The sequence below is a fragment of the Thiothrix unzii genome, assembly GCF_017901175.1.
Taxonomy (GTDB): Bacteria; Pseudomonadota; Gammaproteobacteria; order Thiotrichales; family Thiotrichaceae; genus Thiothrix; species Thiothrix unzii.
This window is the reverse complement of sequence record NZ_CP072793.1, coordinates 2547800-2559839: the sequence shown is the minus strand read 5'-3', so window position 1 is coordinate 2559839 and position 12040 is coordinate 2547800. Positions and strand designations below refer to the sequence as shown.

Annotated in this window: 13 protein-coding genes; 10 read left to right on the top strand and 3 right to left on the bottom strand. The window is 50.3% G+C overall.

Annotated features, from left to right (window positions below; genetic code table 11):
- Positions 1-75: 75 nt before the first annotated feature.
- The 8 genes from J9260_RS12740 to J9260_RS12705 all read left to right on the top strand — a co-directional run bounded on the left by J9260_RS12740 (position 76) and on the right by J9260_RS12705 (position 8123).
- Positions 76-579 carry a phasin family protein gene (locus J9260_RS12740; protein WP_210218116.1) on the top strand — a complete coding sequence of 168 codons (504 nt, stop codon included), beginning with the start codon at positions 76-78 and terminating at the stop codon, positions 577-579.
- 123 nt (positions 580-702) lie between these two features.
- Positions 703-1284, top strand: coding sequence for a carboxymuconolactone decarboxylase family protein (locus tag J9260_RS12735; protein WP_246499432.1), 582 nt, complete (start codon positions 703-705; stop codon positions 1282-1284).
- A gap of 66 nt (positions 1285-1350) precedes the next feature.
- On the top strand, positions 1351-2613 hold the full coding sequence (locus J9260_RS12730; protein WP_210218115.1) for an MFS transporter: 1263 nt from the start codon (positions 1351-1353) through the stop codon (positions 2611-2613).
- 3 nt (positions 2614-2616) lie between these two features.
- Positions 2617-4050, top strand: a complete 1434-nt coding sequence (cls, locus tag J9260_RS12725; RefSeq protein WP_210218114.1) for a cardiolipin synthase — start codon at positions 2617-2619, stop codon at positions 4048-4050.
- 74 nt (positions 4051-4124) lie between these two features.
- Entirely contained in the window at positions 4125-4904 is a 780-nt protein-coding gene (locus tag J9260_RS12720; protein WP_210218113.1) for a TerC family protein, read from the top strand.
- Between the two features lie 20 nt (positions 4905-4924).
- Positions 4925-5848 (top strand): esterase-like activity of phytase family protein, encoded by a 924-nt coding sequence (locus J9260_RS12715; RefSeq protein ID WP_210218112.1) that lies wholly within the window; start codon positions 4925-4927, stop codon positions 5846-5848.
- Between the two features lie 11 nt (positions 5849-5859).
- Entirely contained in the window at positions 5860-6972 is a 1113-nt protein-coding gene (locus tag J9260_RS12710) for a S1C family serine protease (protein WP_210218111.1), read from the top strand.
- The gene (locus tag J9260_RS12705) at positions 6969-8123 is read left to right on the top strand and encodes a deoxyguanosinetriphosphate triphosphohydrolase (protein WP_210218110.1); all 1155 of its coding nucleotides are present in this window, start codon (positions 6969-6971) and stop codon (positions 8121-8123) included. Before J9260_RS12710 ends, J9260_RS12705 begins: the two co-directional genes overlap by 4 nt.
- A 65-nt stretch (positions 8124-8188) precedes the next feature.
- Here J9260_RS12705 and J9260_RS12700 read toward each other — a convergent pair whose 3' ends face one another.
- The 3 genes from J9260_RS12700 to J9260_RS12690 all read right to left on the bottom strand — a co-directional run bounded on the left by J9260_RS12700 (position 8189) and on the right by J9260_RS12690 (position 10160).
- The gene (locus J9260_RS12700; RefSeq protein ID WP_210217517.1) at positions 8189-9409 is read right to left on the bottom strand and encodes an IS256 family transposase; all 1221 of its coding nucleotides are present in this window, start codon (positions 9407-9409) and stop codon (positions 8189-8191) included.
- Between the two features lie 71 nt (positions 9410-9480).
- Positions 9481-9909 (bottom strand): type II toxin-antitoxin system VapC family toxin, encoded by a 429-nt coding sequence (locus tag J9260_RS12695; protein WP_210218109.1) that lies wholly within the window; start codon positions 9907-9909, stop codon positions 9481-9483.
- Positions 9906-10160: a type II toxin-antitoxin system Phd/YefM family antitoxin gene (locus J9260_RS12690; protein ID WP_210218108.1), complete on the bottom strand. Its 255-nt coding sequence runs from the start codon at positions 10158-10160 to the stop codon at positions 9906-9908. The genes J9260_RS12695 and J9260_RS12690 overlap by 4 nt, the downstream gene beginning before the upstream one ends.
- A 456-nt stretch (positions 10161-10616) precedes the next feature.
- Between J9260_RS12690 and J9260_RS12685 the strand changes: the two genes are divergently transcribed.
- Positions 10617-11294, top strand: a complete 678-nt coding sequence (locus J9260_RS12685; protein ID WP_210218107.1) for a hypothetical protein — start codon at positions 10617-10619, stop codon at positions 11292-11294.
- Entirely contained in the window at positions 11295-11819 is a 525-nt protein-coding gene (locus J9260_RS12680) for a hypothetical protein (protein ID WP_210218106.1), read from the top strand.
- The last annotated feature ends 221 nt before the right edge of the window (positions 11820-12040 follow it).

Here is a 12040-nt window from a genome sequence, read left to right as displayed (position 1 = left end):
GCGATATTGTGCACTGCATCAAATGCAGAAACGCATTAAGATTAAACCGAAATTTAGCACTCTAGGAGATATGACATGCAAAACGAAATGATGAACATCGTAAAACAATTCAGTGACAGCGCAATGGCTTCTGCTAAGAAAATTGGCGAACTGAACATGAAGACTTTTGAAACACTGGCTGGCAAGCAAGCTGAACTGGTTAAGTCTTGTGTTGAAATGGGCACTAAGAACGCTGAAGCAGCGACTAAAGTAAAAGACGTTACTGAACTGAACGCACTGCAACAAGACGTTACTCGCACTTGTGGCGAAAAATGGGTTGCTAACATGCGTGAAGCAACTGAAATGCTGACTTCAGTTCGTGACGAACTGACTGCCATCATGGAAGAAGCTGCCAAGTACACTCAAGCAGGTGCTGAGCAAGCTGTAGAAGCTGGTAAGAAAGCTGCTACTGAAGCTGTTGAAAAGACTACTGCTGCTGTTGAAAAAGCATCTGCTGAAGTTGTTGAAATGACTAAAGAAGCTGCTGAAAAGACAGTTGAAGCAACTAAGAAAGCTGCTTCTAAAGCAAAAGCTGCTTAATTTTCAAATAGCTGGGTTGGGGGCGTAACTCCTCCTCTCCTCCTCTCTAGCCCAATCCAGCTACTTCTCTCTTTGCCCGCTTTTTGCGGGCAATTTTTTTTCTGCCATAACACGGAGAACCACATGTTAGCACCTAGCTTTATGGATTCCTTAAAAAAAGCACGCACTTACGGCTTAGGGGAATTCCTAGAAATTATTGGTGAGCTTTCCCAAGAAAGCACCAAAAAAGGCGTGATCGACCGCAAACATAAAGAACTGATTACCCTCGGCATTGCCCTCGCCAAAGACTGCCACCGTTGCATCGACATTCACACCGACGCGGCTATTCGCATGGGAGCAACCGAAACCGAAATGCTCCAAGTGCGTAAAGTGGCACTGTATACCCAAGCCAGCCCAGAATACCGTCAGACGGAATTGTGGCAAGCATGGGCAGGTTCATGGCGCGAATTTTCCTTGAGTAAAGGTTGTATTGATCGCCGTTGCCGCGAATTAGTCGGCTTAGGGATTGCTATCGTCAAGCAAGAAGCGCGTTTAATCGAAATGCACACGCAAGCAGCGATGGAATACGGCGCGACCCCCGAAGAAATCTTTGAAGTTATGCCGATTGCATTGTTGATGGATGGTGCACCAGCACTGTCACAAATCCCCCAATTAGTGCACGCGCTCGATCTGGCGCAAGCGGCGACACAGGCTCAGGCGGCGTAATACTCTGCTCCTTGTTTTGCGTTATGATGTGTGTCTTTCGTGGATACGCTATAGGAACGCACCGCCATGACGACCACTCAATCATCAACCCGCGCTATTTGGGCGTGGGCATTCTACGACTGGGCGAATTCCGCCTTTATCACGACCGTCATGGTGGTGTTTTTCCCCATTTTTTTCCGTGAATACTGGGCTAAAGGGTTGCCGTCGGAGGCGATTACCTTGCACTTGGGTACGGCAAACGCGCTGGCGAGTTTGTCGATTATGTTGCTCGCGCCGTTTTTAGGCACGGTGGCGGATCAAGGCGGGGTGAAAAAGCCGATGATGGCGGGCTTTGTGACGCTGGGGGTGTGCGCTACCTTGGGGTTAACCGTGGTTGGTGAAAGCCAGTGGCAATGGGCGATGTTTGGCTTTGTACTGGCGGTAGTGGGTTTCTTGGGGGCGAATATTTTTTACGATGCCTTGCTGGTGGATGTTGCCGAACGACCGGCGTTTAACCGGGTGTCGGCCTTGGGCTACGGTTTGGGGTATCTGGGCGGCGGTTTGTTATTCGGTTTGTGTGTGTTGCTGACTTTGCATCCCACTTGGTTTGGTTTGCCGGATGCAACGCAGGCGGTGCGCTGGGCATTCGGGGTAACAGCAGTGTGGTGGGCGGTGTTTTCTATTCCGTTATGGCGTTGGGTGCGGGAACGTGCGCCAGCGCAGGCACAGCGTCCGGCTTTCGTGCCATTGCTGCGACTTTCAGGTAAACAATTGTTGGAAACCTTCCGCCATATTCGCCAGTTACGGGTGGTGTGGGTGTTCTTGCTGGCGTATTGGTTTTACATCGACGGGGTGGATACAGTCATTTTGATGGCGGTGGATTACGGTAAATCGCTGGGATTTGCTACCGCTAACCTGATTACCGCATTGTTGATGACGCAGTTTATTGCGTTTCCGGCGGCTTTGGTTTTTGGTTGGTTGGGTAATCGTTGGGGTGCTAAACGTGGGATTTTGCTGGGGTTGGCGGGTTACGTGGTGATTACCCTGATGGCAGTGCGGATGGATTCGGTGTCGCAATTTTATGTGCTGGCGTTGAGCGTGGGCTTGGTGCAGGGCGGGGTGCAAGCGTTAAGCCGCTCATTGTACGCGAGTTTGATTCCGCAGGATCAAGCGGCGGAGTTTTTCGGCTTTTACAATATGTTGGGTAAATTTGCGGCGGTGCTGGGGCCGTTGTTGGTGGGCTGGGTCGGTGTTTTGACGGGTTCGCCGCGCTTAGGTCTGCTGGCGGTATTATTGTTGTTTGGGGTCGGGGCATGGTTGTTATGGAAAGTGCCGTCAGTGGAGCGTTAAAGCGTGAGTGCTTACTGGAATGGTTGGGTTAACAGCGGGTTATTGCTGCTCGACATCCTGATTATTGCGATTTTGATCCCGACGGTGGTGGCACAACGCCGCGAGTCGGGGGCGACATTGGCGTGGGTCTTGGTGATTGTGTTGCTACCGTTCATCGGTTTGCTGGGCTTTTGGTTGTTTGGCACAACACCCTTGTATTTACGCCGCCGCAAACGCCGCAAGGTTGAAGAAAAACTCGCGGATGATTTGGAACGGGTGCAGGCGCACATTCCCCCGGCGTTGCCGATTGCAGGGCTTGCGCCGTCGTTATTGGCCTTGGTGGCAAAGCTGGATGATACCGGCCCGGTGTCCGGCAATGCGGTGGAAATCATGCGTGACGGGGCGCAGGTATTCGCCGCGTTGGAGCGCAGTTTTGACGCAGCTCAACACCATATTCATTTGCTGTACTACATTTGGGAAGCAGATTTCACCGGGATCCGCTTGCGTGAGGCATTGGTGCGTGCGGCGCGACGCGGGGTGAAGGTGCGTTTATTGCTGGATGACGTGGGTTCGCGCCAAGCAAACACGGCTTTTTTCGCGCCATTGGTGGCTGCGGGTGGGCGCGTTGAACGTTTTCTGAAAGTGAATATCCTGAGTCGGCGTTTGAATCTGAATAACCGCAATCACCGCAAAGTGGTGGTGGTGGATGGTTACTTGGGGTTTACCGGCGGAATGAATGTCGGCGATGTATACGCAGGGCGCGGTGAACCTTGGCGGGATTTGCACGCCAGTATTGAAGGCGCGGTGGTGAATAGCCTGCAAGAGGTGTTTTGTCAGGATTGGTTTCATGCAACCGGGCGCAATTTAGTCAATGCGCACTATTTCCCGTCAGTGACAGCGCGGGGCGAGATTCACGCGCAATTTTTGGCAAGTGGCCCGGCGGATGCGCGGTGGCAAACCATTTACACCGTGTTATTTGCGGCGATGAATTTGGCGCAACGGCGCATCTGGATTGAAACCCCGTATTTTGTGCCGGATCGTTCCTTGTTATTGAGCTTGCAAACGGCGGCATTACGCGGAGTAGATGTGCGCTTGTTATTGCCGGGGCGTTCCGATCACCCCTTGGTGTTGTACGCGGGGCGTTCGTTTATCGACGATTTGTTAGCGGCGGGGGTGCGTATCTTTGAATTGCACAGTGCGATGCCGCACGCTAAAGCAGTAACAGTTGACGGCGTATTTGCCACGCTGGGGTCGGCGAATATGGATCAGCGCAGTTTTCGGCTGAATTTTGAAGGCAATCTGTTTTTTTACGGGGAAGCGATTGCCAGTCGTTTGGAAGATGACTTCGTGAGTTTGTGTGCAATGGCTACCGAAGTGACCAGCGTAGAACGCGAAACCTTGAGTCAATGGCAACGCCTAGCGGAAAATTCCGCGCGAATTCTGGCTCCGTTATTGTAACAAGGTAAGGGTATCTAGCCTCACGCGGTTTCTCCCATTAGAATTGCGCCACTTTTATTTATGGGTTTATACAGATGGAATGGTTGTGGGACGTTAATATTTGGAGTGCGCTGGTCACGTTGACAGTGTTGGAAATTGTCTTAGGTATCGACAATATTATTTTCCTGACACTGTTAGTGGCGAAAGTGCCAGAACATCAGCGTGAGTTTGCCCGTCGCTTTGGTCTGTTGGCGGCAATGGGAACGCGGGTGTTGTTATTACTGTCGGTGGCTTGGTTAGCGCGATTGGTGGAGCCGTGGTTTGAAGTCATGGGGCATTCGGTATCTGGGCGCGATTTGGTGTTGCTGCTGGGTGGTTTGTTCCTGATTTACAAGGCCGTTACCGAAATTCACGGCAGTTTGGAAGGCGGCGATGAAGTACACGGCCCCAAACACATTGCTAACGCATTACCGCTGGTGATTGTGCAAATTGCGATTATCGACATTGTGTTCTCACTGGATTCCGTGATTACCGCAGTAGGCTTGGCGGATCATGTCGCGGTCATGGTGGCGGCGATTGTGATTGCGATTGGCGTAATGATGTTTGCGGCAAAACCAATTGGTGAATTTGTGGAACAGCACCCCACCGTGAAAATGCTGGCACTGGCTTTCTTGGTATTGGTCGGGGTGGCATTGGTCGCAGAAGGCATGGGCGAAGAAATTCCTAAAGGCTACCTGTATTTTGCAATGGCATTCTCGTTCGGTGTGGAAATGTTGAATTTGCGCCTGCACAAGAAATCCCAGCCGGTGCAATTGCATCAAATTTACGACGACGAGCGTAAAGCCGCTGAACAAACCACGGAGCAATCATCATAAACAGTCGTTGCAACAACGCCATGAGGCGATGGCGCAGATGGTTCGGGGTGGGGTTGCTGTTGCTCCCCACCCTGAGCGCGGCAGCCGCACCGCTGTGGCAGTGGCAGAGTGATGTCGTCATTCCCGCTACGACAGTGATGGATGTGAAAATCGGTGAGCTGTCCGGGATAGCTTGGGATGCCGACGAACAATTGTTGTACGCGGTGTCAGATCGCGGTGCGGTATTCCATTTCCAGCTAACTTGGGATGGTAATCGTATCAGTGCGGCAGAACCCGTTTACGCCGCGAATTTGCTGGATAGCAAAGGTCAGCGGGTGCGTAAAGGCCGCCGTGATTCCGAAGGTTTAGCAGTACTCAACGCCAATAATGGTAAAGCCGGTGATAGCCAATTACTGATTTCGTTTGAAGGCGAACCGCGCATTATCCGTTTCACCCCCGCAGGACGCGCCATCAAAAACATGGAATTACCGCGCCAATTAGGTGATGTGCGTCAGTTGCGCAAACCCAATGACGGGCTGGAATCGGTGGCCTTTCACTCACGTTATGGCTTATTGACCGCACCGGAAAGCCCCTTGAAAGGTAAACCGCGCACCTTACATACGCTGTATGGGTTAAGCAAAAGCTGGTCATTTAACGCATACCCAGCGGAAAACAGCAGCATTACCGCGCTTGAAACCTTACCCGATGGCAATATGTTAGTGCTGGAACGAGCATGGTCAGGGTTCCCGAATCCCTTAGTGGTCAGCCTGCGTTATCTGGATTTTAAGCAATGCCCCAAAAAAGGCGCGTGCCCGATTCACGATATACAGGTATTTTCCAGCCTCCTCGCGTTGGATAATTTTGAAGGCTTAACCCACGTTGATGGCAACCGTTACCTGATGATCAGTGATGACGGTGGCGGAGATTGGCAGCGCACGCTGTTAACCGCCTTTACCCTTGAGTAAATGAGGCAAACATGAATGGCAAAGTGTCGGTGAAATCACTGATCTGGTTTGGGTTGGGTGCGTTGCTGCTGGTGTTATTAGCGCAACCGTTGTGGCAACGCAGTGACGAAGGCAAGCCGCGTACCATTGCCGCACGCGGGGATTTAGCCGCAGACGAACAAGCCACGATTGATATTTTCAACCAAAACAGCCCATCGGTGGTTTACATTACCACGGTGGATCAGGTGTTAAACATCTGGACACGCGATGTCAGCGAAATTCCCAGCGGAACCGGAACCGGATTCGTGTGGGATGAGTCCGGGCATATCGTCACCAATAATCACGTTATCGAAGGTAAAAAAACCGCGAAAGTGCGTCTCTCGGATCAGCGCGTGTTTGATGCGGTGGTGGTGGGGGCGAGTGCAGAACACGATCTGGCGGTGCTGAAATTGCAAAACACCGCTGATGCGCCACCGCCAGTGACTATCGGCACGAGTGCGGATTTACAGGTGGGGCAAAAAGTTTTCGCTATCGGCAACCCGTTTGGTTTGGATCACAGCCTGACATCGGGGATTATTTCCGCACTGGGGCGCAGCATTGACAGCGGCGAAGAAGGCAGTATGTCCGGCCTAATTCAAACCGATACTGCGATTAACCCCGGTAACTCCGGCGGGCCATTGCTGGATAGTGCAGGGCGCGTGATTGGGGTGAACGTGGCGATTTATAGCCCATCCGGGGCATCGGCGGGGATTGGTTTCGCGATTCCGGTGGACGTGGTGAACCGGGTCGTGCCGCGTTTGGTGAAGGACGGGCGTTATACCCGTCCGGTGTTGGGCATTACCCTTGATGACAGTGTGAGCCGGGCGATTAACCAAAAGCTGGATACCCAAGGGGTTCTGGTGCTGGAAGTGGCTCCCGGCACTCCGGCAGCGGTGGCGGGGATTCGTGGTACGCAAGTCGATGCGCGGGGTGAATTACTGCTCGGCGATATTATCCAAGCGATTGATGGTAAACCCGTTACCAGTGCGGATGAATTAACCATGCTGCTGGATCAATACGCGCCCCGCAGTAACGTGGTGGTGAGTCTGTTACGCGACGGCAAAACCCGCCAAGACGTAACCTTGGTGCTGGATGTGATGCGATGAATCAAATACCTGCGACGTATGCCGCCAATCCTGAGCAGAGTTTAGGGCGGCGTGCGCCCGAGCCTGCGCCGCAATACCGCACGGAATTTCAGCGTGACCGTGACCGCATTATCCATTCCAAAGCGTTCCGGCGGCTGGAATACAAAACGCAGGTATTCGTCAATCACGAAGGCGACTTATACCGCACCCGCTTAACCCACTCGCTGGAAGTGGCGCAAATTGCGCGTTCCGTAGCGCGTAGCATGGGCTTGAACGAAGACCTCACCGAAGCGATTGCGCTGGCGCACGATTTAGGCCACACCCCGTTTGGGCACGCAGGGCAGGACGAGCTGAATGCGTGCATGAGTGCTTATGGCGGCTTTGAACACAACCTGCAATCATTGCGGGTGGTGGATGTGCTGGAAGACAGCTACGCCGAGTTCAGCGGCATCAACCTCACCTTTGAAACCCGTGAAGGCATCCTCAAACATTGCGCTGTAAAACATGCGCAAACGTTGGGCGACGTAGGCGAGCGATTCCTCAACAAAACCCAGCCGACGTTAGAAGCGCAACTCACCAATCTTGCCGACGAAATCGCCTACAACAACCACGACATTGAAGACGGCTTGCGTTCGGGGCTAATCACTTTAGCGCAATTGCAGGATGTGCCGGTGTTCGCCAGCGAATATCAACAAGTGACGCAGGCTTACCCCGCGTTGCAAGGTCGTCGCCTGATCCGGGAAACGTTGCGGCGCATGATTGGCAATATGGTGGTGGATTTAATCGAAAGCAGTCAGGCCGCGATTCGTGCCTCTGGGGTTCAAAGTGTCACGGATGTGCGGGCGCAACCGCTGGCGTTGATGCGTTATGGCGATGATATGCGCCAGCAAAAAAACGTGCTGAAAAAGTTTTTACGCGAAAATTTGTATTTTCACCCCACGGTCTACCGCATGACATGGCGGGCGCGGAAAGTGATTCGGGCGTTATTTGAAGCTTATTGGCAGGATACGCGCTTGCTGACACCAAAATATCAGGCGTTCGCCAAGCAGTACGAAATGCAGGAAGGGGAAGTGGGGCGTGCGCGTGCGATAGCGGACTTTATTGCGGGAATGACCGACCGCTACGCGATGCGCGAATACGGGCAGTTGTTTGATTTGGCGGGGATTCGTTGAGAGTGTTGTTATTGTGCGGCTGTTGTCGAGCAAGAGTCTGTCAAATAAACTGTGTAACACGTTTTTCATAGGGCGGAGAGCGGAACCCGCTCTTCACCGAACATAAGTAAAAAAGTCTGCAAAGCGGGTTTCCAGTGGTGAATGACCGACCACTTTTGCGAGGCTTCGCGTACCGCCAAATACAGGCTTTTGAGGGCTGAACTGTCATTGGGAAAGATGCGCCGGTTGCGGGTAAACTTGCGCAAACTCATGTTCAGGGATTCAATCGCATTGGTGGTGTAAATCACTTTGCGGATCTCCGGCTGGAACTGGAAAAACGGGATGACATTCGCCCAGTTACCGCGCCATAGACGCACGACTGCTTTGTATTTGTTACCCCATTCGGTGTCGAGGGCTTCCAGTTCGTGTTCGGCTTCTTCAGCAGTGCTGGACTGGTAAATGCGCTTGAGGGCAGCGACCACACCTTTGGTATCCTTGGCGGTGACGTAGCGCAAGCTGGCGCGAACCATGTGTACCATGCACAACTGGGTCAGCGTTTTGGGGAAGACCGCGTTGACGGCTTCAGGCAAGCCGTTTAAGCCATCCATGCACGCCACGTAGATGTCTTGTACGCCCCGGTGGCGTAGTTCCGTCAAGACCGATAACCAGAACTTGGCACCTTCATTTTCTGCCAACCAGATGCCCAACACGTCCTTTTCACCGCGTAAGTTGACCGCCAATACCACATGGGCTGATTTATTGATGACCTGCTTATCTTGTTGAACTTTAACGACAATCCCATCGAGCCAGACAATCGGGTAGATATTATCCAGTGCTCGCGTCTGCCACGCTTTAGCTTCGCCCTGAACGGCTTCGGTTACTTCCGCGATCAGCGTATGCGAGATGTCCACCCCGTACAGGCGTTTGATCGTGTCTTCGATGTCGCGGGTGGTCATGCCTTTGGCGTACAGCGTCAGGATGTGTTCTTCCATCCCTGCTAACCGTATTTGGCGTTTTTGTATCAACTTCGGCTCAAAGCTGCCATCACGGTCACGCGGTGTCTCTACCTGCAACTCACCAAATTCGCCTTTGATGGTCTTGTTGCCTTTGCCGTTACGGGTATTGCTGCGCCGTTGCCCGGCTTCGCTACGCTCACCCTTGTCGTAGTTTAGGTGCACATCCAATTCGGCTTCCAAGCTGCGGTTGATCATCCGCTGCAAGAGCTGGCTGTAAAGGTTTTTGACATCAGCAGGCGTTTTGCAATCGCTGAGTAAGTCATCCATGAGTTTCGGGTCGAGGCGTTCCATGTTACTGCTCCTTCTTGGGATTCACGTTATATAGCAGTTACACAGTTCAGTTTACAGTCTCTCGAGCAATTCTATTCCTTGTATTCCCAAGGATTGAATAGCTCTGCTGTGCTTTGTTCCATGTCTGAGGTGTTTCTTGTGGCTATAGTACAGTTATAAGTTAATCCTGAGACGGCTATAAGCCCATCCAAGGTTGGCATTGTTCTTCCAGCTAGTTCCGCTAAACCTTGAATAGAACCCCAGTTAGTCACAACTTTCAAGTCAATGGGGATAATTCGATTTTCAAAGCGTTTTTTTAAATCTTCTTCAACCCATATTTTTAACTTCTTCTTTCTGCTTTGATCGGGATCTTTTTGAATCCCTTTTTGTATCTCACCGAACGTCAATATACTTAAAAATAAATCATCTTCATTTTGGGCTTGTAACCATGAGATAACATTTTTGTTGGGTTCTCTCTTTATTACCTCAGAGATAACACAGGTATCTAGCAGGTACTTCATAGTTCAATATCTCTGGGCATATCTTTATTTCTTGAGAAATCAATCTCACTTTCTGCCAGAGGCGAGTTTCTGAAGAACGACACCAAATCATCTTTTGGCTTAATAAATTTTACATAGTCTTCAAATGAAATGATAACGACAGCATTGCTCCCATGCTTAGTTACAAACTGAGGTCTGTGGTGTATTGCACTATCGACTAATTGGCTGAATTTGCTTTTTGCATCTTGGAGTTGCCATACGTTCTGTTCCATAGCTCTAATCTCACATCAAACTAGACAGACTAGACAGTATTTTCTTTTCTGAATTTTGTCAAGCGTGTGAGGAGTCTATGTGCAGACAACGCCATGTTGTGACGGGCGCGGCGGGGAGTAAGTTGGGTAAAATCGCGGGCTGTCACCGCGTCCGTCGTCGATGTTCTCGTTGGCACTTGGGTTGGTCTCAGTCACAAGATGAATCCATTTCCCCTACCGAGGATGTTGACCCTGAGTGTTGAAATACTGGCATCCGCATTGAAATGATGCGCTGATTACCGCCGATGACAACGAGGTGTTGAGCCGTGATGTGGTGAAAACGATTGCAGGCGTTGAGGCGGTAATGGAAACCAGCACCGATTATCCTTTTATAACTGCCACTCATCACCAAAAATACAGGTGGACGGCAACTTGAACTATATATCATCGCTTAGGAATAGACAAAAAGAAAGGATTATGAATACCATACACACTTTCCAAAACAATGGACTAGATGCCATTAAGAATAGTTCTGAAAAAATAACTAACCGTGCAAAAAATATCAGCTTTGATACACTTTTGAGTGAACAAAGTCACCCACTAAAAACAGAACAAACATCGCTGGCAAAAATTCTTGACACATTAGCTACAAATGTTTTCGGTATAAACAATGCTGAGGCAGGCGAAACCAATAATGGTGTCTTGGGCTTCGATGATGATGGTGTCCCATCCTTTGATGACCAACACCCAGCCTATCATCATTATGTAACCGCTAACTCTTGCTCTAAAACTGAATCTTGGTGTATCCACGATACTGCCGTACAGGGATTGCTACGCTACCCTGCACCGGGTGCATCAGGCGAACCCATCAAAGACGAGCAAACTGGTTTCGCTACCCCTGTTGGTTATGTACGACATGAAGTCTATGACAATGGGGCAAAAGTTTATAACATTACACAAGAAGGAAAACATCTACTTGATCCCGGCATTGTTAAACGCTGGGTCAGTGAATCTCAGGACAGTATTAGCATCAATACCTTTGGTGAGGGCACTGGCAACATGGGAACCCTGAATAATTGGCTGTCTGATCCATTATGGAAAAAAGTCGATAGCAATATTTTCGATTATATGCGCAACCAATCAAGAGATAAATAAATGGGGCTGGATTATCTAATTTATAAGCTGAGTATTCCCGTTCTAATTTTATGTCTTTTACTGCTCGTTAGCTTTCTTTGGATTGGTAAACCTTGGCAGAGCTTTCCCCCCGCTTCCAATCACGTCAGTGTACGTCGCTGTGTATTGGCGATTAGCGGCGCAACGCTGGGGACTTTGTTGTCAATTATATTTTTAGGCGAGTTTGACCTCGGAAACATCATTTATTTATCCATAATATTAATTCCAATCACTTGGGTGGTCAGCATTTTTATGGGCATACCCTCATTCATATTGTTAGCTCGATATGGGCAAGCCACCCTGATGAATATCCTGTTTATAATGGGTGCAATCATCCTGTTATGGTCTGGATTTATTTACATCTATCCCTACAATAATTGGTGTAGTGCGAACACGTTGGCTTGTTTAGGGCGTGAAATGAGCTACGCCATCCCGCTCATTGGGATTCCTAGCTTAGGCTTCGGATTGATGGCAAGATTACCCTTTATCAAACAGATGACTAGTTGAGGCAAGTGAACATAGTCACCATTTGTCGTCGCCAAAGAAAACCTCATCTTTTTAAACGCCTTCAATCGGTGACACCGTTTTTTTTTTGCCCCACGCCAACGACCCAGCTCACCGGAATTTTGTGGAGCGTCAGCGGAACAAAATATCCGTGTGAAGCTGATTGTTATGTGAAATTTAGATAAAGACACGTTTTTCGCTAAGATCTGGAATTAATGAGTTAA

What these genes read in the sequence shown, in the direction of transcription:
- J9260_RS12740 (WP_210218116.1), top strand. Translation starts at nt 76, where the DNA reads ATGCAAAACGAAATGATGAACATCGTAAAACAATTCAGTGACAGCGCA.
- J9260_RS12685 (WP_210218107.1), top strand. Translation starts at nt 10,617, where the DNA reads ATGAATACCATACACACTTTCCAAAACAATGGACTAGATGCCATTAAG.
- J9260_RS12690 (WP_210218108.1), bottom strand. Translation starts at nt 10,160, where the DNA reads ATGGAACAGAACGTATGGCAACTCCAAGATGCAAAAAGCAAATTCAGC.
- J9260_RS12705 (WP_210218110.1), top strand. Translation starts at nt 6,969, where the DNA reads ATGAATCAAATACCTGCGACGTATGCCGCCAATCCTGAGCAGAGTTTA.
- J9260_RS12710 (WP_210218111.1), top strand. Translation starts at nt 5,860, where the DNA reads ATGAATGGCAAAGTGTCGGTGAAATCACTGATCTGGTTTGGGTTGGGT.
- J9260_RS12730 (WP_210218115.1), top strand. Translation starts at nt 1,351, where the DNA reads ATGACGACCACTCAATCATCAACCCGCGCTATTTGGGCGTGGGCATTC.
- J9260_RS12680 (WP_210218106.1), top strand. Translation starts at nt 11,295, where the DNA reads ATGGGGCTGGATTATCTAATTTATAAGCTGAGTATTCCCGTTCTAATT.
- J9260_RS12720 (WP_210218113.1), top strand. Translation starts at nt 4,125, where the DNA reads ATGGAATGGTTGTGGGACGTTAATATTTGGAGTGCGCTGGTCACGTTG.
- J9260_RS12735 (WP_246499432.1), top strand. Translation starts at nt 703, where the DNA reads ATGTTAGCACCTAGCTTTATGGATTCCTTAAAAAAAGCACGCACTTAC.
- J9260_RS12700 (WP_210217517.1), bottom strand. Translation starts at nt 9,409, where the DNA reads ATGGAACGCCTCGACCCGAAACTCATGGATGACTTACTCAGCGATTGC.
- J9260_RS12695 (WP_210218109.1), bottom strand. Translation starts at nt 9,909, where the DNA reads ATGAAGTACCTGCTAGATACCTGTGTTATCTCTGAGGTAATAAAGAGA.
- J9260_RS12715 (WP_210218112.1), top strand. Translation starts at nt 4,925, where the DNA reads ATGAGGCGATGGCGCAGATGGTTCGGGGTGGGGTTGCTGTTGCTCCCC.